The 21,528-nt window shown below is 71.2% G+C and carries 15 protein-coding genes and 4 pseudogenes; 10 read left to right on the forward strand and 9 right to left on the reverse strand.

Annotation, left to right across the window (positions count from 1 at the left end; genetic code table 11):
- Window positions 1-697 precede the first annotated feature (697 nt).
- Both ACFY0T_RS23025 and ACFY0T_RS23030 read right to left on the reverse strand, forming a co-directional pair.
- Window positions 698-1,054: a luciferase family protein gene (locus ACFY0T_RS23025; RefSeq protein WP_388873556.1), complete on the reverse strand. Its 357-nt coding sequence runs from the start codon at window positions 1,052-1,054 to the stop codon at window positions 698-700.
- A 133-nt stretch (window positions 1,055-1,187) separates the two neighbouring features.
- Window positions 1,188-1,481, reverse strand: a pseudogene (locus tag ACFY0T_RS23030) (cytochrome P450); the annotation flags it as partial.
- A 41-nt stretch (window positions 1,482-1,522) separates the two neighbouring features.
- Here ACFY0T_RS23030 and ACFY0T_RS23035 point away from each other — a divergent pair.
- On the forward strand, window positions 1,523-1,879 hold the full coding sequence (locus tag ACFY0T_RS23035) for a hypothetical protein (RefSeq protein WP_388873559.1): 357 nt from the start codon (window positions 1,523-1,525) through the stop codon (window positions 1,877-1,879).
- Between the two features lie 203 nt (window positions 1,880-2,082).
- Here ACFY0T_RS23035 and ACFY0T_RS23040 read toward each other — a convergent pair whose 3' ends face one another.
- Window positions 2,083-2,763 (reverse strand): DUF6445 family protein, encoded by a 681-nt coding sequence (locus tag ACFY0T_RS23040; RefSeq protein WP_388873562.1) that lies wholly within the window; start codon window positions 2,761-2,763, stop codon window positions 2,083-2,085.
- Window positions 2,764-2,954: 191 nt separating this feature from the next.
- Here ACFY0T_RS23040 and rpmF point away from each other — a divergent pair, with 191 nt between their 5' ends.
- Genes rpmF through ACFY0T_RS23055 form a run of 3 tightly spaced genes read left to right on the forward strand, consistent with a single transcriptional unit; the run spans window position 2,955 to window position 4,559 of the window.
- Window positions 2,955-3,125, forward strand: a complete 171-nt coding sequence (gene rpmF, locus ACFY0T_RS23045) for a 50S ribosomal protein L32 (protein ID WP_388873564.1) — start codon at window positions 2,955-2,957, stop codon at window positions 3,123-3,125.
- Window position 3,126: 1 nt separating this feature from the next.
- The gene (locus tag ACFY0T_RS23050; RefSeq protein ID WP_388873567.1) at window positions 3,127-4,119 is read left to right on the forward strand and encodes an ATP-binding protein; all 993 of its coding nucleotides are present in this window, start codon (window positions 3,127-3,129) and stop codon (window positions 4,117-4,119) included.
- 47 nt (window positions 4,120-4,166) lie between these two features.
- Window positions 4,167-4,559 carry an SCO5389 family protein gene (locus ACFY0T_RS23055; protein WP_388873570.1) on the forward strand — a complete coding sequence of 131 codons (393 nt, stop codon included), beginning with the start codon at window positions 4,167-4,169 and terminating at the stop codon, window positions 4,557-4,559.
- Between the two features lie 57 nt (window positions 4,560-4,616).
- On the opposite strand, the gene ACFY0T_RS23060 is transcribed toward ACFY0T_RS23055, so the two are convergent.
- The gene (locus ACFY0T_RS23060) at window positions 4,617-7,067 is read right to left on the reverse strand and encodes a SpoIIE family protein phosphatase (RefSeq protein ID WP_388873573.1); all 2,451 of its coding nucleotides are present in this window, start codon (window positions 7,065-7,067) and stop codon (window positions 4,617-4,619) included.
- Window positions 7,068-7,262: 195 nt separating this feature from the next.
- Here ACFY0T_RS23060 and ACFY0T_RS23065 point away from each other — a divergent pair, with 195 nt between their 5' ends.
- The 4 genes and pseudogenes from ACFY0T_RS23065 (at window position 7,263) to ACFY0T_RS23080 (ending at window position 12,690) form a co-directional block, all read left to right on the forward strand.
- Window positions 7,263-8,354, forward strand: a complete 1,092-nt coding sequence (locus ACFY0T_RS23065) for a substrate-binding domain-containing protein (protein ID WP_388873576.1) — start codon at window positions 7,263-7,265, stop codon at window positions 8,352-8,354.
- 206 nt (window positions 8,355-8,560) lie between these two features.
- Window positions 8,561-8,746, forward strand: a pseudogene (locus ACFY0T_RS23070) (carbohydrate ABC transporter permease); the annotation flags it as partial.
- A gap of 80 nt (window positions 8,747-8,826) precedes the next feature.
- Window positions 8,827-9,803 (forward strand): annotated as a pseudogene (locus tag ACFY0T_RS23075) (hydroxyacid dehydrogenase).
- Between the two features lie 13 nt (window positions 9,804-9,816).
- Window positions 9,817-12,690 (forward strand): glycoside hydrolase family 2 TIM barrel-domain containing protein, encoded by a 2,874-nt coding sequence (locus ACFY0T_RS23080; protein WP_388873579.1) that lies wholly within the window; start codon window positions 9,817-9,819, stop codon window positions 12,688-12,690.
- Between the two features lie 535 nt (window positions 12,691-13,225).
- Here the strand turns inward: ACFY0T_RS23080 and ACFY0T_RS23085 are convergent.
- Window positions 13,226-14,215 (reverse strand): annotated as a pseudogene (locus tag ACFY0T_RS23085) (polysaccharide lyase family 8 super-sandwich domain-containing protein); the annotation flags it as partial.
- Between the two features lie 345 nt (window positions 14,216-14,560).
- On the opposite strand from ACFY0T_RS23085, the gene ACFY0T_RS23090 reads away from it, so the two are divergent.
- Window positions 14,561-15,325, forward strand: coding sequence for a peptidoglycan-binding protein (locus tag ACFY0T_RS23090; RefSeq protein WP_388873582.1), 765 nt, complete (start codon window positions 14,561-14,563; stop codon window positions 15,323-15,325).
- Window positions 15,326-15,362: 37 nt separating this feature from the next.
- On the opposite strand, the gene ACFY0T_RS23095 is transcribed toward ACFY0T_RS23090, so the two are convergent.
- From ACFY0T_RS23095 to ACFY0T_RS23110, 4 genes are all read right to left on the reverse strand, one after another.
- Entirely contained in the window at window positions 15,363-16,226 is an 864-nt protein-coding gene (locus tag ACFY0T_RS23095) for an alpha/beta fold hydrolase (protein ID WP_388873585.1), read from the reverse strand.
- 141 nt (window positions 16,227-16,367) lie between these two features.
- A complete protein-coding gene (locus tag ACFY0T_RS23100; RefSeq protein WP_388873588.1) occupies window positions 16,368-16,868 on the reverse strand; it encodes a methylated-DNA--[protein]-cysteine S-methyltransferase in 501 nt (166 codons plus the stop codon).
- 169 nt (window positions 16,869-17,037) lie between these two features.
- The gene (locus tag ACFY0T_RS23105) at window positions 17,038-18,978 is read right to left on the reverse strand and encodes a phosphatase PAP2 family protein (protein WP_388873591.1); all 1,941 of its coding nucleotides are present in this window, start codon (window positions 18,976-18,978) and stop codon (window positions 17,038-17,040) included.
- A gap of 181 nt (window positions 18,979-19,159) precedes the next feature.
- Window positions 19,160-20,059, reverse strand: a complete 900-nt coding sequence (locus ACFY0T_RS23110) for an N-acetylglucosamine kinase (RefSeq protein WP_388873594.1) — start codon at window positions 20,057-20,059, stop codon at window positions 19,160-19,162.
- A gap of 228 nt (window positions 20,060-20,287) precedes the next feature.
- On the opposite strand from ACFY0T_RS23110, the gene ACFY0T_RS23115 reads away from it, so the two are divergent.
- A complete protein-coding gene (locus ACFY0T_RS23115; RefSeq protein ID WP_388874341.1) occupies window positions 20,288-21,412 on the forward strand; it encodes an ROK family protein in 1,125 nt (374 codons plus the stop codon).
- Window positions 21,413-21,528: the final 116 nt, after the last annotated feature.

Raw genomic sequence — 21,528 nt, forward strand, 5'->3', positions numbered from 1 at the left:
GCCCTCGATGACCCGTTTGACGAGCCCCGGCACTCGGCCCGTGCGTGAGTGCCGGGGCTCTTGCGTGACGCCGGCCGACAGCGCGGGCGGCCGCTGAGCGGCAACCCTTGCCTCCCGTGCGACCACTGCCCAGCGACCAGTTGGCACACGGCGACGGGAGGACGTATGCGAGTCGCGACGATCAGGCGGGGAACGCCGACCGGCCCAGGCCCCCGAAGTCCAGCACGTGGGCGGTCCCGTTGACGCCTCTCGCCAGGTCCGAGACGAGATGGTAGACGGCCGCCGCGATCTCCTCGGGCCGGTGCACCGGGAAGGGCCGGCCGTCGAAGCCTGTGCTTCGGCGGCTCGGGCATGCACGACGCGATGGTCCGCCGGATCGTGGACCACGGGCACGCCTTCAACCCGCTGGGACGGCCCACGCCCGAGGAGATGAGCAAGCTCGCCGATGCGATGAGCGCGGCGGGACGGGACATCGCCGACCTGGAGATGATCGGCGGCACGCGCCGGTCTTCCCGGACAATGACTCGTGTGCGGAACTCGGCCCGGCGCTGGAGTCGATCCCGGAACAGATGGCGCAGGGCTTCACCGCGTTCTGTGTGAAGCCGTCGCAGTTCACCGACGATCCGCACGGGGTCGGCGCGTTCTGCCGTGAGGTCGTACGGCGAGTGAGGTGCTGGTGTGAGGCGGCGGCGGGCGCTCAGTGGTCGTTGCAGCCCGCCGACGGCGCATCGCCGGGAACCGGCCATGACTGGTGGGCCTGGAGGGCGACGCTGACCAGGGTCAGCAGCAGGTCGATGTCCGAGTCGACTTCCAGGTGGATGGTCACCCAGCGCGAGCCGGGCACCATGCGGACCGCGGTCGCGCCCTTGAGGTGGTCCTCGAAGCGCCGGATGGCCCGGTCCGTGAGGTGCAGGTCGACGTCGTGGTCCGTATGGAAGTGGACGATCTCGCCCTGGGCCGAGCACAGCGCCCGTCCCGTGCCGCAACTCGGCCGGACCTCCGCGAGGTCCGGCCAGTCCGCCAGTCGTGTCATGGCTCTCAAGGCCAACGTCATGCGTCCATCATGACCAGCTCACCACTCGGCCACCAGAACTTGAGGAAGGCGTAACCGAGCCGTAGCGCCGGAATGTCCGGATGCGGACGCGAAATGCGCGGGCGTGCGGCGTCAGGCTCCCTGGTCCGCCGGGTCAGGCCAGGGTGACCTCGACCGGCAGCCTCTTGATGCCGTTGACGAAATTCGAGCGGACGCGCGGGACCTCGCCGGTGAGACGGATGTCGGCGAACCGCGGGATCAGCTCCTCGAACATGATGCGGATCTCGGTGCGGGCCAGGAGGTTGCCCAGGCACAGATGCGGGCTGCCCTTGCCGAAGGTGACGTGGTCATTGACCTGCCGGGTGACGTCGAAGGCGTACGGGTTGTCGAAAACCTTCTCGTCGCGGTTGCCGGAGGCGTACCACATGACGACCTTGTCGCCCTCCCTTGAGGACCTGGGCGCGGGCGCCGCGTCCCGAAATCGGCTGGATGAGCATCGAGTCCGACCGGCCGGGCCTCATCCCGACGGGGCCCTGGTTCCAGTGGCACTTCGACCGCTTCGTGGTGCCGCCGGGCGCCGTCGAATGGGCCCGTGGTCCCGTCGGCACGCAGGCGTTCCGGTCCGGCCGGGTGCTCGGGGCGCAGTTCCACCCCGAAAGCACCGAAGCGACACTCCGGCAGTGGCTCGACCTGGGTGGCTGGGGCCAGGCCGGCGAGCATGGCGTGGACCCCGATCGGCTGCTCGCAGAGACACGCGCGCTGCGCGAGGACTCCCGCCAACAGGCGTACGCACTGGTCGACGTGTTCCTGGAGCAGGTGGCCGCAGTGCGGCCCGCCGGCCGGTGACGGGTGCGGCTCGGGCCGGTCGAGTGCCTTGAGCTCAAGTGTGGCTCAGGCCCGGTCGAGCGCCTTGAGCCGAAGCCGGTGTGCACGCCGAGCGGTCCCGGACTGTCCTTGGGTCCGGGGCCGCTCGACGTCACGAACAGCCGTCGAGGATCACGCCGTGCGGGGTCGGGCGATCCTGGATCAGGTGGTCCGAAAGAGAAAGTTCACGCCATCCAGAAGAAGACCGCGGTCATCCGCTTGTCCTCCATGGTGCTGCCGCAGTACTCGGTGGCGCTGTGTATCAGGTTGGCGTTGTAGAGCAGCAGCCGGTTGTACCGGTGCGGGACGGCGATGTCCTCGACGAAGGAGTCCGGCGGGACGAAGCGCGTACCCAGCGCCTCGACCAGGTTGTTGTGCGGCGCGGCCACCACGTTCCCGCCCAGCCGGCCGCCGGGCAGGTTCTGCCGGTAGAAGCTGGTGCCGCAGTTCTTGGGAACGTTCGGATTCAGGTAGAGCACCGCGGCGTAACGGCACAGCGCGCGTGAATCCGTGTGGGGGCGCGGCTCCCCCTCGTCCTTGCCGACCACCTGGATGCAGTTGTGGTTGAGGGTGGCGCCGGACGGCGTCGTCTGCTGCCACAGCTTCTGGGCGCCGGTGGCCTTCTTCACCAGCCGCTCTGCGCGCGTCAACTCCTCCGGCTCGAGCCCGGGCATCGTCCGCAGGCCGGGCCAGCTCTCCGACGTGTACGGATACCCCTTGACCCAGTCGTCCTTGGCGACGCACCGGGCCCGGACGGCATCCACGTCGGGCAGCACATTGTCGAAGACCCAGTAGTCGCGATCGCGGGTGGGCTTCCGATAGGGGAGGACCGGGAGCGCCGGTGTTCTCGGAGGTTGTGGGGGCATGCGGCAGACCCTATAGACGCGTGCGTCAGTGATCTCCAGGGATTTGGTCAACCTTCCGTCAACTCGGTGCGCCCGTAAGCCCTTCGACCAGCGAAAGCTCGCGGCGACACATCGCCGGTGGCTCGCTTGGTAATGGGATCCATTTTCATATAGCTTTGGGGCCCGCCAGCTAACCGATCCAGGAGATCCCCATGGCCGTCCCCAAGCGGAAGATGTCCCGCAGCAACACCCGTCACCGCCGCGCACAATGGAAGGCCGCGACGCCGCAGCTCGTGCCGGTCACCGTCGACGGCTCGTCGTACCTCGTCCCGCAGCGGCTGGCCACGGCGTACGAGCGCGGGCTGCTGCGCCCGGAGGGCTGACATGCGCGCCGCCTTCGTCGGAAAGGGCGGCAGCGGCAAGACCACGCTGTCGGCCCTCTTCTCCCGCCATCTGGCGCACTCCGGAGCGCCCCTCGTCGCCATCGACGGCGACATCAACCAGCATCTGGCCCACGCCCTCGGCCTCGGCGACGACGAACCCTTCGCCGCGCCGCCCCTCAGCGCACGGCTCGGCGAGATCAAGGACCATCTGCGCGGCGACAACCCCCGCATCACCTCGCGCGAGGCCATGATCAAGACCACCCCGCCGGGACGGGGTTCACGCCTGCTGCGGCTGCTCGGCGACGACGCGGTGCACTCCCACCACATCCAGCGGGTGGGCGGCGTGTCGCTGATGGTCACGGGCGAGTTCGACGAGAGCGACCTCGGGGTGGCCTGCTATCACTCCAAGCTCGGTGCCGTGGAGCTCTACCTCAACCACCTCGTCGACGGACCCGGCGAGTACGTCGTCGTCGACATGACCGCCGGCGCGGACGCCTTCGCCTCCGGGCTGTTCACCCGCTTCGACCTGACCTTCCTGGTCGCCGAACCCACCCGCAAGGGCGTCTCCGTCTACCGTCAATACCGCGACAACGCCGAGGAGTTCGGCATCCCGGTCGCGGTCATCGGCAACAAGGTCACCGGCGAGGACGACATCCTGTTCCTCAAAGAACACGTCGGGGACCACCTCCTGACGTACTTTCAGCATTCCTCCTGGGTGCGGGCCGAGGAACAGGGGCGTCCGCAGGGCGACTTGGAACCGCACAACCGCCACGCCCTGCGCCAGCTGCGCGCCGCGCTGGACGCCCGCACCAAGGACTGGACGGCCTTCCAGGAACACGCCGTCGCCTTCCACCTCCGCAACGCCGCGGCCTGGGCCGACCGGGCCACCGGCAGCGACCTCTCCGCGCAGGTCGACCCCGGCTTCCGGCACGGCCCGGGCGCCCTCGAGCCGAGCCGACACGGCCCGGTCGCCCTCGGGCCGACCGTCGGCTGAGCATCCTCCACGCACTAGCGAACCACCTAGCGACAGGACTCTCCTTCATGTCACTCGACGTCTCCCCGAAGCTGCTCGCCGAAGCCGAACACGGCCGGGTCCGCGAAGCGGACTTCGTGGAAACCGTGCGTACCTCCCTGCCGTACGCCTACCACCTCATCGCCGGTCTGGTCGCCGAACTACGGGATGGAGCAAGGGAGTTCACGGACAACCACACTCCGCCGCCGTCGGAGAAGGAGCGCGGACAGCTGCTGCGGGCGCTGGCCAGCGACGCTATCCGCGGCAGCCTGGAGCGGCACTTCGGCGTCACCCTCGCCTTCATGAACTGTCACCGGGTCGCCGTCTTCCGCCCCGAGGCCCAGGGCGGCGAGACCCACACCCGGTTCACGTCCCTGCGCTCACAGATCCTCAACCAGTCGCCCGAGTTCCGCGATTGCTGACCCGGCAGGCCTGCGTGCGGGGGCGTTCGGCGGAGCGGCCCCCGCACGCGTACGTCTTCACAGGGGCGGCTCGGTGAGGGACTGCTCGGCCCAGATGATCTTTCCCTCGGGGGTGTAGCGCGTGCCCCAGCGCTGGGTGAACTGGGAGATCAGGAACAGACCGCGGCCGCCCTCGTCGGTCGTCTTCGGATGGCGCAGATGGGGGGCGGTGGCGCCGCCGTCGAACACCTCGCAGATCAGCGCCTGTTCGGTGATCAGCCGCAACCGGATCGGGCCGCAGGCGTACCGGATGGCGTTCGTGACGAGTTCGCTGACGACCAGTTCCGTGGTGAAGGCCAGCTCGTCCAGGCCCCACGCGGACAGCTGCTGGGTCGACGCCTTCCGGGCCTCGGCGACGACGGCCGGGTCGACGCTCAGGTCCCAGGTCGCGACCTGCTCGGCCCCCAGACGCCGCGTGCGGGCCATCAACAGCGCCACGTCGTCGTACGGACGCGTCGGCACGAGGTCGTCCACGATGGTGCGGCACAGCCCGTCCAACGGCCCTTCGTGCGACGCCAGCGCGCGGCGCAACCGCTCCCTGCCCGCCTCCGGATCCCGCCCCGTACGGGGTGTGGCGATAAGACCGTCGGTGTGCAGGGCGAGCACGCTGCCCTCCGCCAGGGTGAACTCGATCGATTCGAAGGGCAGGCCGCCCACGCCGAGCGCCGGGCCGTCGGGGAGTTCCGCGAAGGTGACGGTGCCGTCGGGGGTGACGATCGCGGGCGCGGGATGGCCCGCACCCGCCATGAGGCACTGACCGCTCACCGGGTCGTACACCACGTACAGACAACTTGCGCCCACCGCCTGCATACCGCTCGTACGGGTGTCCGCGCCCGAGCCCTCCTCCCGGGCGGCGCGGCTGACCAGGTCGTCGAGGTGGGCGAGCACCTCCTCGGGAGGCAGGTCCAGGTCGGCGAGGGTCTGCACGGCGGCCCGCAGCCGTCCCATCGCCGCGGCGCCGTCGATGCCGTGCCCCGCGACCTCGCCGACCACCAGGGCCACCCGGGCCCCGGACAGCGGAATGACGTCGAACCAGTCCCCGGCGAGGCCGGTCAGTTCGTCGGCGGGCCGGTAGCAGGCGGAGACCTCCACCGCCTCCTGCTCGGGGAAGCCGTGGGGCAGCAGATTGCGCTGCAGGACGAGGGCCGCGTCGCGCTCGCGGGTGTAGCGGCGGGCGTTGTCGATACACAGCGCCGCCCGGCCGACGAACTCCTCGGCGAGGCTCAGATCGTCCTCGTCGAAGGGGTCCTGGTGGGTGCGCCGGAAGAACGTCGCAATGCCCAGGGTGATGCCGCGGGCGCGGACGGGCACGATCATGACGCTGTGCAGCCCAAGGTCGAGGAAGGTGACGGCCCGGCCGTCGGGGACATTCGTGGCCCACTCCCTGGCCAGCGGGTCGAGCCGCTCCTCGCGCCAGGACTCGCCCTCGGCCAGGCACCGGACCGGGGGAGACCCGGCGCGGTAGGACGCCACTTCACCGATCTCGACGGCGGTTTCGGGGACGCCTCGCCGCACCGACTGGTGTCCGGCGCGCCGCAGTGGCACCGTGTCCGTGTCGGGCGCGGGCTCCGCACCCTTGAGCACGGACTCCAGCAGGTCCACGGCGACGAAGTCCGCAAGCCCCGGCACCGCGACGTCGGCCAGCTCCTGCGCGGTCTGCTGGACGTCCAGGCTGCGGCCGATGTGCTCGCCGGCCCGGTCCAGCAGGGCGAGCCGCCGACGGGCGCGGTAGCGCTCCGAGACGTCGACGACGGTGTAGTACACGCCGATCGGCTGACCCTGGTCGTCCTCCAGCCGGATGAACGACATCGAGTGGGCCGTCTCCCGGTTCGGCGCGGACCGTATGCGGCCCACGTGCTCGTAGGCGACCACCGGCTCGCCGGTCTCCAGCACCTGGCGCATCTGCGCCTCGAGCCGCTCGGCGTTCAGGCCGGGCTGCACCTCGGCCAGCCGTCGTCCGAGTCGCTGCTGGGGCGGGCCCCCGCCGTACTCCTCCAGCGCGGCGTTCGACCACACGTAGCGCAGCTGCGTGTCCACGATCGCGATGCCCACCGGCGAGCGCGCGGCCATCCGCTCCAGCACGGACCGGCTCATGTCCCAGCCGGGACCGCCCTCCAGATCCGCGAGCAGTACCACCCAGTGCGCCGGGCCGCCGCTCCGCTGTGCCGGAACGACCCGCACCATCAGCAGGACCGGGTGCCCGTCCCGGTGGAGCACGGACAGCAGTCCGGTCCAGCCAGTGTCTTCGCGGCAGCCCTCGACCAGCGCCGGGATCCTCGCCGCGTCCTCGGGGAGCAGCAGTTCGGCCGCCCGCCGTCCCAGCACCTCGGCGGCCGGGTACCCGAGCAGCCGTTCGGCGTCGGCGGTCCAGCTGGTCACGGCCATACGGGCATCGAGCAGCAGTGGCGCGGCGTCCGCCATGTCGAAGCGCCGGCGGGCCAGCACGTCTCGTTCCTCGCTCGCACCCACTGCGACCCTCTCCGCTCCCCGAAGGTGGTCTTACCCATTCTTCGCGTTGTATGACCGACGCGTGGGTTATTCGGATATGTCTGATCGTATTGATCGTAAACGATCGATACGATTGTGGGCGTACAGTAAGCACACGGGATCACGCTCCGCATTCGCCCGTAGTTCGTCCGTCCGGCCATGCCCCAGGGGGAGCCCATGCGACTGCACGTCGACCAGCGTCATGAGCGGGTACTCGAACTCGTCCGGGAGCACGGCAGCCTCCGGGTCGCCGACCTCGCGGCCGAACTCGGCGTCTCCGCGGTGACCTTGAGGCGTGACGTGGAGGCCCTCGCGGCACAGGGCCGGGTGCACCGGCTGCACGGCGCGGTGGTCTGGCCGGGCGACACGGACGCCGAGGCGCAGCCCCGGCAGGAGTCCGCCGAGGGCGCCGTGATCGGAATGATCGTGCCCACCACCAACTACATCTTCGCGGACATCGTCCGCGGCGCCCGCGAGGCCGTCGGGGCCAAGGGTGGTCGCTTGGTCCTCGGGATGACCGGATACGTCGACTCCGAGGACGCCGTGCAGGCGGAACACCTGATCGCGGGCGGTGCGGAGGGGCTGCTCGTCGCGCCCAGCTGGTTCGGCGGTGTGCCCGTGGGGGGACAGGAGAAGTGGCTCCTGGAGTGCGCTGTTCCGACCGTCCTGGTCGAGCGCTCCGCGCCGGCCGGGAACCCCGCGGCCGCCCTCGACCGGGTGCGCACCGACCGGGCGCACGGAGCCGCCGTGGCGGTCGGACACTTCGCGTCCCTCGGGCACCGCAGGATCGCCGCGGTGCTCCAGGAGGGGCCGCACGCCGCACAGATCTCGGCGGGCTACCTGGCGGCCGTGCAGTCCCTGGGCCTGGACGTCGACTCCGGCGCACCGTCGGTCCGCGAGCACGGGGACTACGAGGCCGGCCTCGACTACCTCGTCGAGGCCGTGGAGAAGCGCGGCGTGACAGCGGCGCTCGTGCACAACGACGAGGACGCGATCGTGCTGGTGCCCAAGCTCCAGGCGCGCGGCATCAGCGTGCCCGGGGACCTCGCGCTGATCGCGTACGACGATGAGGTGGCCGGCCTCTCGGACGTCCCCCTGACGGCCATCGCCCCGCCGAAGCGCTCGGTGGGGGAGCTGGCCGCGAAACTGCTGCTCCAGCGGCTTGCCGAACGCGCGAGCGGACAGCGTCCGGCACCTCGTCAGCACCTGGAACTCCTCCCCGACTTGAGGATCCGTTCGTCCTGCGGTGGCGAAGCGCTCGTGTCATGAGCGTTGTGTGATCGTTTTGATTGTCTTGGTCGAACGCTCTTGACTCTGGTCGTGTGCGCACAAAAGATGTCCTGCATCCGCCTCTTCCCGCACGAGGTCTCGTAGCAGCCGTGCCATGTCGCGCACCTCACGTTCGTTCCGCACAGCCGCCACCGCCACCATCGCCGCCCTGGGCATGCTCGCCACCGCATGCGGCGGCGACGGGGAACGACGAGCATCTCTACCCGGTCAACCTCGGCCTGTTCATGTGGAACAGCGTCACGCAGCAGCAGCCCGAGTACTACTTGCTCGTCATCGCCGGCTCGCTCGTCGCCGTCGTCCCGCTGATCGTCGCCTTCGTCTGCCTCCAGCGCTTCTGGCGCTCGGGCCTGACCGCCGGCGCGGTGAAGTGACCATGCTCGTACCGGTAGGCACCCTCCTGGACAGCTCGGACGGGCCGGCCGGGGCCCGGCGCCCGCGGGCCGCCCTCGCCATGGGACACGAGATCCACGGCTCACTGCTCGCGGAAGGGGCACTCGACCGCCTCCCTTCCGTCGCCTGCGTGAACACCTCGGGCCCCATCACCGACTTCGCCGCGGCCGACGCCGCCGAACTGGCCGCCGTCGAGGTGCTGTTCGCCCACTGGGGCGCACCCCGGCTGACCGAGGACGCGCTGCGTCGTATGCCGCGGCTGCGGGCCGTCGTCCACGCGGCCGGTTCCCTCAAGCACCACGTCACCGAGTCCGTCTGGAAGCGCGGCATCACCGTGTCCTCCGCGGCCGCCGCCAACGCCCTGCCGGTCGCCGAGTTCACGCTCGCCGCGATCCTGTTCGCGAACAAGCGGGTCCTGGACATCGCGCGCAGCTACGCCCGGTCACGCGAACAGCCCGCGCTGCTCCCGTACTTCACCGGCTAAGGCAACTACCACCGCACCGTCGGCATCGTCGGCGACTCCCGCATCGGACGCCGCGTCGTCGAACTGCTGCGTCCGCTCGACCTCGATGTCCTCCTCCACGATCCCTACCTGGACCAGGAAGACGCCCGAGCCCTGGGCGTGGAACTCGTCGACCTCGATGACCTCGTCCGGCGCAGCCATGTGGTATCCACCACGCGTCCCAGCTCCCCGAGACGCGCCATATGTTCGACGCGCGCCGGCTCGCGCTCCTTCAAGACGGCGCGACGCTCATCCATACGGCGCGCGGTTCACTCGTCGACACCGATGCGCTGATCGAGCGTCTCGTTTCCGGGCGCCTTCACGCTGTACTCGATGTGACCGAACCAGACGTACCCCCCGCCACATCCCCGCTCTACACCCTCCCCAACGTGTTGCTCACCCCGCACATCGCAGGCTCCCTCGGCAACGAACTCGGCCGCATGACGCACTGGGCCGTGGACGAGGTGCAGTGCTACGCACAAGGACTCCCGTTCACGTACGGAGTCGGCCCCGACGAGCTGACCCGCTCGGCCTGAACAGGAGCACCACATGGCTGACTTGGACACCGACTACGTCGAGAGCCGCTCACCGGGCCACGGCCGCCGCGCACCCCGTGCCTGCTTCGACTCCGACGCCCCGCGCCTCGAACTCGACGGCCCGTGGCGCTTCCGGGCCGCCGCCGGACTCGCCGACCTCACCCCCGGATTCGAGGCGCCCACCTTCGACGACACCCACTGGGACCGGCTGCCGGTTCCCTCCTGCTGGCAGCTGCACGGCGTCGGCGCCCCCGCGTACACGAACGTGACTTACCCCTTCCCGATCGACCCGCCGCGCGTCCCCGACGAGAACCCGACCGGGGAGTACCGCCGTGAGTTCACCCTCCCCGGCGACTGGCCCACGGGCCGGGGTGTGCTCCGCTTCGACGGGGTCGACTCCTGCTTCGCGGTGTGGCTCAACGGCGTACGCCTCGGCGACGGCAAGGGCAGCCGCGTCCCGACGGAATTCGACGCCTCCGACGCCCTGCGTCCGGGCCGCAACGTCCTCGCCGTACGCGTGCACCAGTGGTCCGCCGGCAGCTACTTGGAGGACCAGGACATGTGGTGGCTGTCCGGGATCTTCCGCTCGGTACGCCTCTTGTCCAGGCCGGCCGGCGGCCTCGACGACTTCTTCGTGCACGCCGACTACGACCACACCACGGGCACGGGCACCCTGCGCATCGAGACGAGCGGCGCGGCCCGGCTCAGCGTGCCCGCCCTCGGCCTCACGGACGCCGACCCGGCAGGACCGCACACCTTCGGGGACGTCGTCCCGTGGAGCGCGGAACAACCCCACCTGTATCTGGGCGAGTTGACGGCGGGCGGCGAGCGCGTCCACGTACGCATCGGCTTCCGCACGGTCGCCGTCGAGGACGGGCTGCTGAGGGTCAACGGCCGCCCCCTGCTGCTGCGCGGCGTCAACCGTCACGAATGGGACCCGGAGACCGGACGCACCCTCGCGGACGACACGATGCTGCGGGACGTCCTGCTGATGAAGCAGCACAACATCAACGCCGTACGCACCAGCCACTATCCGCCCAGCAGCGAATTCCTCGCCCTGTGCGACGAGTACGGGCTGTGGGTCGTCGACGAGTGCGACCTGGAGACGCACGGCTTCGAGCAGGTCGACTGGCGCGGCAACCCCAGCGCCGACGCCCGCTGGCGCGAGGCGTTCCTGGACCGGATGCGCCGCGTCGTGGAGCGCGACAAGAACCATCCCAGCGTCATCATGTGGTCCCTCGGCAACGAGAGCGGCACCGGCGAGAACCTCGCCGCGATGGCCGCCTGGACCCGCGACCGCGACCCCTCCCGCCCGATCCACTACGAGGGCGACCGGGACAGCGGATACGTCGACGTCTACAGCCGTATGTACGCCGACCACGCCGAGACCGAGCTCATCGGCCGCGGCGAGGAACCCGGCACCGGCGATCCGGCGCTGGACGCGCACCGGCGAGAACTCCCCTTCATCCTCTGCGAGTACGCCCACGCCATGGGCAACGGCCCCGGCGGACTGACCGAGTACCAGCGGCTGTTCGAGGCCTACCCACGTCTCCAGGGCGGCTTCGTGTGGGAGTGGATCGACCACGGCATCGCGCGCCACACCCCCGATGGACGTCAATTCTTCGCCTACGGCGGCGACTTCGGCGAGAGCGTCCACGACGGCAACTTCGTCGCCGACGGTCTCCTCTTCCCCGACCGGACGCCCTCGCCGGGCCTGGCCGAGTACAAGAAGGTCATCGAGCCCGTACGGATCCATCTCGACGCGGATGCCCGGATCATCGAGATCCGCAACGGCCACGACTTCCGTGACACGTCTCACCTGCGCTTTCGCTGGCAGGCCCAGGACGACGGCGAACCTCGCGCCAAAGGTGCCCTGGACGTGCCCGTACTGGCGGCAGGTGAGCACCTCGTGCTGCCCTGGCCCGAACTGCGGCGCACCGGGGAGGGCGAACGTGTCCTGACCGTGGTCGCGGAACTCGCCCACGACGAGCCCTGGGCCAGAGCCGGTCACGAGATCGCCTGGGGCCAGGCGGTCACGGGTGAGCCGGCACGGCCGGACGAGCCCCGTCGCCGTGCGACGGTGCGGCGCGCCGCGGGCCATCTGGAACTCGGGCCCGCCCGATTCACCCCCGGCACCGGCGCGCTGCACAGCCTCGAAGGGCTCCAACTCGACGGCGCTGCACTGGACTTGTGGCGCGCGCCCACCGACAACGACGTACTCGGCCCGCGCCTCGCCGACCGCTGGCGGGCCTTCGGACTGCACCGGCTCACCACCAAGGTCCTCCGCGTCGACCCGAATGCGCAGGGGCTCACCGTCGTCACCCGGATCGCGCCCGCGGGCAGCGACGCGGCGATGACCGCGACGTACAACTGGCGCGCCGACGAGACCGTGCTCCGGCTGGACCTCACCGTCGACCCGGTCGGAGACTGGTCGCTGCCCGTCCCCCGGATCGGACTCCGGCTCGCACTGCCCGGCTGGATCGACACCGTCGACTGGTACGGCAGAGGTCCGGGCGAGGCCTACCGCGACATGACCGCCGCGGCGCGCCTGGGCCGCTTCCGGCGCAGTGTTGACGCGATGCAGACCCCGTACGTCCGCCCCCAGGAGAACGGCAACCGCCGCGAGGTGCGCTGGGCCCGGCTGACCGGTGACGCCGGCGGCCTCGAGGTGACCGGCGCCTTCGACCTCGCCGTGCGCCGCTGGACCGGCGAACAGCTAGACGCGGCCCGCCACACCACCGACCTGACACCCGGGAACAAGGTGTACGTCCATCTCGACGCGGCCCACCACGGCATCGGCACCGCCTCCTGCGGCCCGGGCACCCTGCCCGAACACACCCTGTACGCCCGCCCGACCACCCTCAGCCTGGTCCTGCGCAGCGTGTGACCGCTGTACGTGACCGCCCCACCGAAGGGATCGCCCGCACTTCCTCGGCTGCCGCGACGCGTACGAGGTCGCGGTGGAGCGCGCCGACGCCCGCGTGGGCCGCCTGCCGGCCGCCGTACGCTCCCGGCCCGCGTACGACGACGAACAGTGGACGTTCCTCGTCGTCACCGACCACGGCCATGTCGACGCGGGCTGCCACGGCGGCCGCTCCGCGCAGGAGCGCACATCCTGGCTGGTCGCCGCGGGCCCCGGCATCGGCGTGACGCCCCCTGGGCTGCGCCATGTCGACGTCGCCGCTCAGGTATTCGCGTCGCTGGGGTGTGAACCCGACCGGCACTGGACACTCGACGGTCGGCCGTTCGCGGCCGTCGGCACAGCGGGTCTCCGGGCGCCGGAGGGGACGCCCGGAGACCCGCGAGCTCAGCCCCCGGTCGTCATGGTCACCTGACCGCCGCTGAGGGAGTAGCGCGCGTTCGCCTTGCAGGGCCCGAACGTGTAGGCGCTGGCGTGTTCGGCTCAGCCGAGCTTGACGGTGAATCTTCTGGGTGACGCCCGCGATGGTGCTGAGGTCGCCGAAGGTGAGGGTGAGGGCGGAGCCGGTGCTCGCCGAGGTGACGGTGGACGGCTTCGAGGTCACCGAGGAGACCACCTTGTTCCAGGTGAGGGTGAGGCCGGTCTGCCTGCGCATCGGGTCGCTGACACAGATCACCGCGGTACCGTCGCTCTTCTCGCTGATCATCACGCAGCACGGATTGCTCGCGGTGAGATCGCCGACCGTGCCGCCGAACCAGAAGTTGACCCCGGTGAACCCGAGCGAAGCGACGCTGACGCCCTGCTGGTTGTCCGTGTTGGCGAGGATGGTCAGCCAACTCGTGGCGGCGGCACGCGTCTGCGTCTGGGGGGCGGTCGCGCCCGGCATGAGCAGATAGGCGTACGAGGCGTTCGCTGGGTCGGTGCCGTGATCGACGTACATCGTCAGGTACTTGCGGTTCAAGACCGTGGTCGCACCGCTTTTGTTGATGTCGCTCCACTTGCCGTCGCGGGCCTCGCGCAGCGCCTTGACGGTCGCCCCACCGGGGAAGACATAGCCGCCGTGGCCGCCCATGTGCGCCCACGTCGTGCCGGTGAGCGTCTCGGACCAGGGGTGCGTGGTGGGCTTCGCCGTGCCGTCCACGGTGAAGGTCGTGCTGCCGGTGGGCCCGAGGTTGCGGTTCTCGACCGTCGACTCCACGGCCGTACCGTCCGTGCACGTGATGCCCGCGCCGAGACAGACGATCGAGTCGTCCAGACAGAACCACGACTTCTTCGCCAACAGCGTGCTCTGCAGGCCCTTGAGGTACTGGCCGATCGCGGCCCGCTGCCCGTCGGTGGCACCCCCGACCCAGTTCACGTCCGGCAGGGAGGCGCCCCAGTCCGGCCAGAGCGAGCCGGACGCGGGCGCCATGGTGGACTGCAACTGACCTGCGGTGGAGCCCAGTTCGGCGAGCCGGGTCCTGAAGGGCTCGGCGGTGGGGCTGAATCCCTCGCCCAGGATCAGAGTGCGCCACTTCGCGCGCAGGGCCGCGAACTCGTCCGCGGCCTCAGAGGTCTCGGTGATCTCGGTGGAGGTGAGGGGAGTGGCATCGGCGGTGGTGTGCACCCCGAGCGCGAGCGCGGTGCCGCTGCTTGCGGCCAGGAAGCCACGGCGTGACCAACGAGTCGTCATGACGGCGGTTTCTAGCACGCTGCCGTTCAAACGCTCGACAACTCTTACCGAATTGAACGTATCGATCGTTTGATGAGATGGGGTGCTCCGCTGAACCACCGGGCCCGCACCCCCGTATCACTCCACGGGGATGGCGGGAGACCGCGCGCACGAAAGGAGAGCGGTGTGTCGATACCGCCCGAACCCGGGCAGCCCGTGCGGCGCCCGGTGCTCGAACCCACCTATGTCCAGCGCCGCCGCCGCACGGAAGCGCTCGCGGAACTGCTGAGGCAGGTACGCGAGGACGAGAGGGACGCGGATCCGGACGAGAACTATGAGTCGGTACCGGTCGCCGCCAGGACGAGACTGCTGCCGCCGATGGGGGAGGACGAGACCGAGGAGCTGCCGCCGGTTCCGGCGGGGGAGGACTACGCGGGTGGCGGGGGAACGCAGGGAGCCGGGCAGTCGGGACGCTCGCTCGCGCACGGGCGGCGGCCGGGACGCGGCGAGGCCGTGCGGCGCGGGCACGGGCTCGGGTTGGGGCGCGACGCCGGGCTGCGGCGTGCCGCGATCACCGTCGCGGTGACCGCGGCGGCACTGGTCGGCTTCGCCCTCGCACTCCTGCTGCCGCGCGGCGCCCAGGCCGACGCACCACAGACCGGAGCGCGCCCCCCGACCACACCCGCCGCCCAGACCCCGTCCCCGGCCGCCGACCCGGACGGCGCGGGCACCCTCCGGGAGGGAGACAGCGGCCCCGAAGTCACGGAACTCCAGGAACGTCTCCTGCGCATCCCGAACGTGTACGACAACGGCAATGCCAGCGGCACCTACGACGCCACGCTCACCGCCGCCGTGGCCCGCTTCCAGCTCTGGTACGGCATCCGCGGCGACGAGACCGGCGTCTACGGCGACGACACCCGCGCCGACCTCGAATCCCGTGCGACGCCGTGAACCGGCCTGGCCCGGAAGGATGGCGTGGGCGTGGCGGTCAGTTCGTGTGCGGTGCGCCGGTGAACTCCCGGATCAGCCGGGCGAGCTCCTCCGGCTGGTCCAGGGGGACGAGGGTGTCGCTGTCCGCCACCTCGGCCAGCCTGCCGTACGGAAGGAGTTCGGCGAGGCGGCGGCCGTGCTCGGGCGGCATCACGCGGTCCTCGCCGGCCCAGACCACGAGGGCCGGCCGCTTGAACTCGGGCAGCCGTTCGGCCGTGGCCAGCAGGAGGCCGGTGTCGGCCCCCACGGCTCGCAGGACGCGTACGGTGTCGCGGCGGATCTCGGGCTGCCGCAGGACGGGTTCGATCCATCGCGCGGTCGCCGCGTCCCCTCGTCGGGTCAGCCGGCCGAAGGCGATCGGGAGCCGTCGGAGCATCCTCAGCCGCATCTGCTGCATGAACAGCCCGAACATCCGGGGCGGGAGCTTGCCGCAGAGGACGAGCGTCCGGCCCGTCAGCCCGGGCGGGAAGTTGTTGAACGCGTCGCACGAGACGAGAACGGCCCGCCCCACCCGATCCGCGCCGCCGCACATGAGCAGCTGGACGAGCGCCCCGCCGGTGTCATTGCCGACGAGGACGACATCCCGCAGATCGAGGCGGTCGAGGAACTCGGCGACCAACCGGGCCACCCCGGGCAGCGACAGATCGGCGTCGGCGCGCATCGCCCGGCGATGCGCGCCAAGAGGCAGCGTCGGCACGACGCACCGATGGTCGGCGGACAGGTCGGCGACCGGTCCGTCCCACAGCGAGGCATCCATCATCAGACCGTGCAGCAGCACCAGCACGGGACCGTCACCGCCGGTGTCCTCGTACTCGATCGTCCCGGCGGACAGTTCGATCGCTGCCGTGACCGTCTCGCTCATACAGGCCTCCTGTGAGTGTCGGCATCCCTGACCAAGAGGGCGCTGGAGGGCCGGGGTGTGACATCACCGCGAACTCACCCGTGATCGAGGCCGAAGTCCTCCGGAAGCGGCTTCAGTCCGTGGGAGCAGGCGCTGTGTCGCTCACGAGCCCACGTTCTCCATATCCAGGAGCTGCCGCTTGCGCTCCAGACCGGCGGCATAGCCGGTGAGAGCTCCGCTCGCGCCGATCACCCGGTGGCAGGGGCGCACGACCAGCAGCGGGTTCGCGCCGATCGCCGTGCCCACGGCACGGACCGCGGCCCTCGACGCGCCGATCCGCGCGGCGATCTCGCCGTAGCTGGCCGTGGTGCCGTACGGGATGGTCTCCAGGGCCTTCCACACGCGCTGCTGGAAGTCGCTGCCGCGCGTGACGTGCTCGATGTCGAAGTGGGTCAGCGTGCCGTCGAAGTAGGAGCGCAGCTGCGCGGCGATCTCGGTGAACGCGTCCGCGTCCTCGACCCAGCCGTCCTCGACGACGGCCCCGTGCTTCTGGCCGGGCATGGACAGCGAGGCCAGCGCCGTGCCGCCCTTCGCGGTGGCCGACTCCTCGCCCACGAGCAGCAGCTCGCCCAAGGGGCTGTCGATGGTCGTGTAGACCGTCATCGGAAGTGTCCTTTCGAGAGTGGATCGAGCGCTGCCGGCATCGCTTCACCAGCAATGTTGCCGCTTGTCGAGCGCTCCGTCCGGCGGGATTCGGACACCGACCTGTCGCAGGACACGCGAAGGGCCGACGGTGGCGGCCGTCGGCCCTTTGGGCAGTGGGGTACGCGGATCAGCGCTTGGTCAGCCGTACGGACAGCCCCTCGGCCGTGTAGACCGGTACGGCCCGCAATGTGTCGGAGATCAGCTCGATACGGTCGAACTGGCCGCGCAGCACCGGAGCGCCGACGACACGCACCGTGCTGCCCGCGGCCGGCGGCTTCTCGGCGTCGAGCCGCAGCGTCAGCACGCTGCCCCGGGCCAGCTCCGCCCGCCGCGTCACCTCCAGGGCGGGCCCGCGGCCCGAACGCAGCGTCACCTCCAGCGCGGCGGACTCCTGCGCGTACGTGCCGTGGATCTGCACCGACGACGTGCCCACCACCCGCAGTGTTCCGCCCGACACCCGCACGTCACCGTGTCCCAGGGCGTGGGCCGAAGCGGCGACCAGCACGCCGTCCGCCAGCACGGTCCCGCCGGTGTACCGGTTGTGGCCGGTCAGGGTGAGCGTGCCGGTGCCCTTCTTGGTCAGGCCGCCCGGGCCGTCGATGTCGTTGCGCCAGCTGTCGGCCGCCTCGAAGCCGCCCGCCGACGCGTCGAGCGTGACGGTCACGTCGGAGTCGAAGGCGCCGTACCCGTCGGCGGCGGCGAACAGGTTGAGGCGTCCCCACTGCTCGAAGCCGTCGAGCAGCACGTACCCGGAGGGCAGCGCGGTCGTGCGGAGCACCTCGCGGCGCTGGGCGGCGTCGAGGTAGGGCAGCCGCGTCTCCAGCAGGACCTCGGCGCCCTTGGGCACGGTCAGGTCCTCGGAGCGGCCGTGCCGGGTGAGGACGTACGTCAGACGCGGCTCGAGCGCGCGGGCGTTCGCGGCCCGGTCGGCGTACGGGTCGGTGTCGCCATCGGCCGAGTGCGCGTAGGCGTAGAGCGTGTCCGCCGTCGTACCGGTCTGCTGCTGGAAGTACGCGGCCGCCTGGGCGCGTGCCGCGGCCTTGAGGTCCGCGTTCCGCGGGTCGGCCAGCGTGGCGGCGGCCAGGGCCGTGGCCATGATCCGGCCGCCTATGACGTCGACGGTGGAGTGCATGCCCGCCATGATGCGGGTGTGGCTGAGCTCGAAGGCGCGTGCCACCAGCTCCTGGAAGCGCTCCGGCACGGCGTACGCGTACGCGAGGCCCGCCAGGTGGAAGGCGTTGGTGTGCCCGCTGGGGAAGCCGCCGTCGTCGGCCGGCGTCGTGGCGCGCTGCCACAGCAGCTGCGGGGCGACGATCACGTCGGATGCGTACACGGGGAAACCGAGCGCGTCGACCTTGCCCGTGTCGACGACCTCGCTGTCCTCGTTCATGCGCCACGGACGCGGGTACTGGTAGGCGTACTTGGCCGGGTTGCCCGAGGCGAACGGACCGCGCACCGTGTCGACCAGCTCGGCCACCTTGCCGAGCGCCGAGGTGTGCGAACCCGCGCCGAGCGCGGAACCGGCCGGAGCGTCGGCGGGCACCGCGTCGTTGATCTTCCCCGAGGGGGTGCCGTCCGGCGCGCTGGTGATCGACGTGACCGCCTGGGCACCCGACTTGTACAGGCCGGCCAGCGGACCCAGGCCCGCGATCATCGCGTAACTCTGGTGCTGCCGGTCGTGGATGAACGCCTCCTTCGCCTGCGCGTCGGTGCGGGAGGCGGTGATCGCGGCGCAGTAGCGCATGTTGGCGCGGAGTACGTCGGGCTGCAGTGGGGTGCCGGTGTTCCAGGCGCCGCCGGTCTTCCACACCTCGGCCATGCCGCCGAGGACGCGGACCACCGCGTTGGTCTCGGGCGTCAGGTTGGTCAGGACGTTGGTCGTGTAGTCGTCGACGAACGCGGCGGGGCCCGTGGCGGCCTTGGCGTCGGCGGCGGCGAGCCAGGTGACGACAGTCGGAGCGGCCAGCAGCCCGGCCGAGGCGCCCAGCGAGGTCCGAAGGAATCCCCGCCTGCTGAGAGTGAGTTGACCGGCCGACGAGGTGGAGTGCTGCCCGGCTGGTGACGGCATGGGTGTGCCTCTCGTGAGTTCTTCGGCCGTGCGGCCGGTGGGAGGTTGTTCGATCGACCGGACACCATGGGGCACATGAGGCCTGTCAGCCTCATGTGCCCTGTGGCGAGGATGTGTCGTACGAGCGAAGATCTACGGCCGAGTCATGTCGGGCCGGGTATGGCTCGGCGTCCGAGACGTGTCATACGAGTGAACGGGCCAGCGCCACCGCCCCCTCGACGGGCGGCACCCGCAAGAGTCTCGGCCGCGCCCCCGGGGCGGTCTCGGCCAGGGCGGCCACGAAGGCGTCGTACAGGACGGGTTGGGCGAGCACGGTGCTGCCCGCGACGACGACGTCGTCGACGGCGCCCCCGCGTGCGGCGAGCCGTCCGACGAGCGCGGCGAGCGACCGTCCGCCCTCGGCGATCACCCGCCGGGCGAGCGGTGAGCCCGCCTCGGCGGCGGCGAACACGACGGGTGCGTGCCGGCCCCACTCGGCGGAGACGTCCGTGGCTCTCTCCAACGCCGCGCCGAGCGCCGGTACTTCGCTCACCTCGAACGCCGCGATCAGCCCCAGGGCCAACGAGTCCGGGGCCTCCCCGCGATCGTGCGCGGCCCACACGGCCCGCGCCGCCTCGCGGACGAGACCGGCCGAGCCGCCCTCGTCACCGAGCACCGCGCCCCAGCCGCCGACCTGGACGGGGCTGCCGTCGGCGAGGCGGCCCACCGCCACCGAACCGGTACCGGCGACCAGACCGACGCCCTTGTCCAACCCCGCGGCGGGGACGAGGAGTTCGGCGTCGCCGACGACGAGCGCGGGCACGCCCAGAAGGTCCCGGAGTGCGCGGCGGATCTCCTCGCACTGGCGGGGTGTCTCGCAGGCGTGCCCGCCCACGGCGACCGCGGACGGATGTGCGCCGGGCGGTAGCGCGTCACGGACCAGTGAGGTCAGCCAAGCGGCGGCGGCTGCCGGGTCGTGCGGCCGCCATCCACTGCTCCTGCGGACGTGATCCGCGACGGAATCGTGTCCCGCGCAGGCACGGAGATGGGCCTTGGTGCCGCCCACGTCGATACCGACCACGAGGGGCGTGGAGTCCTGCACGGAACCTCTTTCGTCGCTGGACCGAGATGCGAACGGCGGGCGAACCGTGCCTGGACAAACAGGAGTTGAAGAAGTCGGGAAGCCCCGGGACGGGCCTCTGACGGACCACGGCAGGCGAGTACCGTGCAGTTCGTTAGGAAATTAACTAACGAAGTAGGGTGCGTCAAGAGGCATCGGCGCGGTCCGACGATTTCTGGGAGAGCTGTGGCATACGACCTGGGGGAAGGCATGGGGCGGCTGAGCGAGAGCGCGGGCGCGGTGTTCGCCGTACTGGCTGCGGTGGGCACCGCCACGCGCCCCCAGCTGGCGGCCGGTGCGGGCCTTTCCAAGCCGACAGTCTCCGCCGCGGTGGCCGAGCTCGAGGCGGCCGGGCTCGCCGCCTGTTCCGGTACCCTCTCCGGCGCCACCGGCCGTTCCGCCGCGGTCTACGGACTCGGGCCGGCCGCCGGGGCCGTGCTCGCCGTCGACCTCGGCCCCACCCACACCCAGGTGCGCGGCTGCGCCCTGGACGGCACGCTGCTCGCCCAGGGCACCAGCTCCCGGGCGCATGCCTCCGACGCCGTACGCGAGGCACTCGCCGGGCTGCCTGCCGGCGCCCCGCTGCGCGCCATCGTCGTCGCCGTCGGCGACGTGACCGCGCAGGACCAGGACGGCACCGGTATGCGCCCCGCGACCGCCAAGGCCGGCCCCGCCTTCGATGCCATGGCCGTCGCGCTGCCGCCGGGTGTTCCCGTCCACCTGGAGAACAACGTCAACTGCGCCGCGCTCGCGGAGCTGCACGAGGGCGCCGCCCGCGGCCGTCACACCTTCGGCTATCTGCGGATCGGCGTCGGCATCGGCCTCGGCATTGTCATCGGCGGCCAGGTGCTGCGCGGGGCGAACGGCGCCGCGGGAGAAGTGGCCCGACTGCCCTACCCGTGGGACGAAGGCCGCGAACCGCGCCGCGAGGCCCTGGAGGAGCGCATCGGCTCGCGGTCCCTGCTGCGCCGGGCCGCCGAGGCCTGGCTGGACGCCGACGGCCCGTGCCCCGGCACCGCCGAACAGCTCTTCGCTCTCGCCGGGGAGGGCCGGGCCACGGCCGGCGCCGTGGTCGACCGCCATGCCGCCGACGTGGGCCGGCTCGCCGCCGCCGTGGCCGCCGTGCTGGACCCCGGACTGATCGTGCTGGGCGGCAGCACCGGCGCGGACCCGCAGCTCCTGCCCGGTGTGCGGGCCGAACTGGCGCGGCTGAGCTGGCCCACCGAGGTGGTCAGCAGCACGGTCGGGGAGGCAGGCACCGTCGTGGGCGCCGCCCGGCTCGCGGTCGCCCGGGGAATCCAAACCGTGACCGATGGCTCGTGGGTGAAGGATTGACGGCTTCCGGCTCGGTCTGCCAATGTCCGGACAAGCGCTTTCTACGGTCGGCCGGGACGCCGACTTGGGGTGAGCGTCCCGTCCGTACGCGAGGTACGGCGGCCGCACGAGGGCGT

Source organism: Streptomyces sp. NPDC001530, assembly GCF_042894545.1.
Classification (GTDB): Bacteria; Actinomycetota; Actinomycetes; order Streptomycetales; family Streptomycetaceae; genus Streptomyces.

Excerpts from the sequence above, each read along its gene's own strand:
- ACFY0T_RS23080 (WP_388873579.1), top strand. The coding sequence starts at position 9,817 with ATGGCTGACTTGGACACCGACTACGTCGAGAGCCGCTCACCGGGCCAC.
- ACFY0T_RS23040 (WP_388873562.1), bottom strand. The coding sequence starts at position 2,763 with ATGCCCCCACAACCTCCGAGAACACCGGCGCTCCCGGTCCTCCCCTAT.
- ACFY0T_RS23050 (WP_388873567.1), top strand. The coding sequence starts at position 3,127 with ATGCGCGCCGCCTTCGTCGGAAAGGGCGGCAGCGGCAAGACCACGCTG.
- ACFY0T_RS23025 (WP_388873556.1), bottom strand. The coding sequence starts at position 1,054 with ATGACGTTGGCCTTGAGAGCCATGACACGACTGGCGGACTGGCCGGAC.
- ACFY0T_RS23105 (WP_388873591.1), bottom strand. The coding sequence starts at position 18,978 with ATGCCGTCACCAGCCGGGCAGCACTCCACCTCGTCGGCCGGTCAACTC.
- ACFY0T_RS23095 (WP_388873585.1), bottom strand. The coding sequence starts at position 16,226 with ATGAGCGAGACGGTCACGGCAGCGATCGAACTGTCCGCCGGGACGATC.
- ACFY0T_RS23115 (WP_388874341.1), top strand. The coding sequence starts at position 20,288 with ATGGGGCGGCTGAGCGAGAGCGCGGGCGCGGTGTTCGCCGTACTGGCT.
- ACFY0T_RS23035 (WP_388873559.1), top strand. The coding sequence starts at position 1,523 with ATGAGCATCGAGTCCGACCGGCCGGGCCTCATCCCGACGGGGCCCTGG.
- ACFY0T_RS23100 (WP_388873588.1), bottom strand. The coding sequence starts at position 16,868 with ATGACGGTCTACACGACCATCGACAGCCCCTTGGGCGAGCTGCTGCTC.
- ACFY0T_RS23065 (WP_388873576.1), top strand. The coding sequence starts at position 7,263 with ATGCGACTGCACGTCGACCAGCGTCATGAGCGGGTACTCGAACTCGTC.
- ACFY0T_RS23055 (WP_388873570.1), top strand. The coding sequence starts at position 4,167 with ATGTCACTCGACGTCTCCCCGAAGCTGCTCGCCGAAGCCGAACACGGC.
- rpmF (WP_388873564.1), top strand. The coding sequence starts at position 2,955 with ATGGCCGTCCCCAAGCGGAAGATGTCCCGCAGCAACACCCGTCACCGC.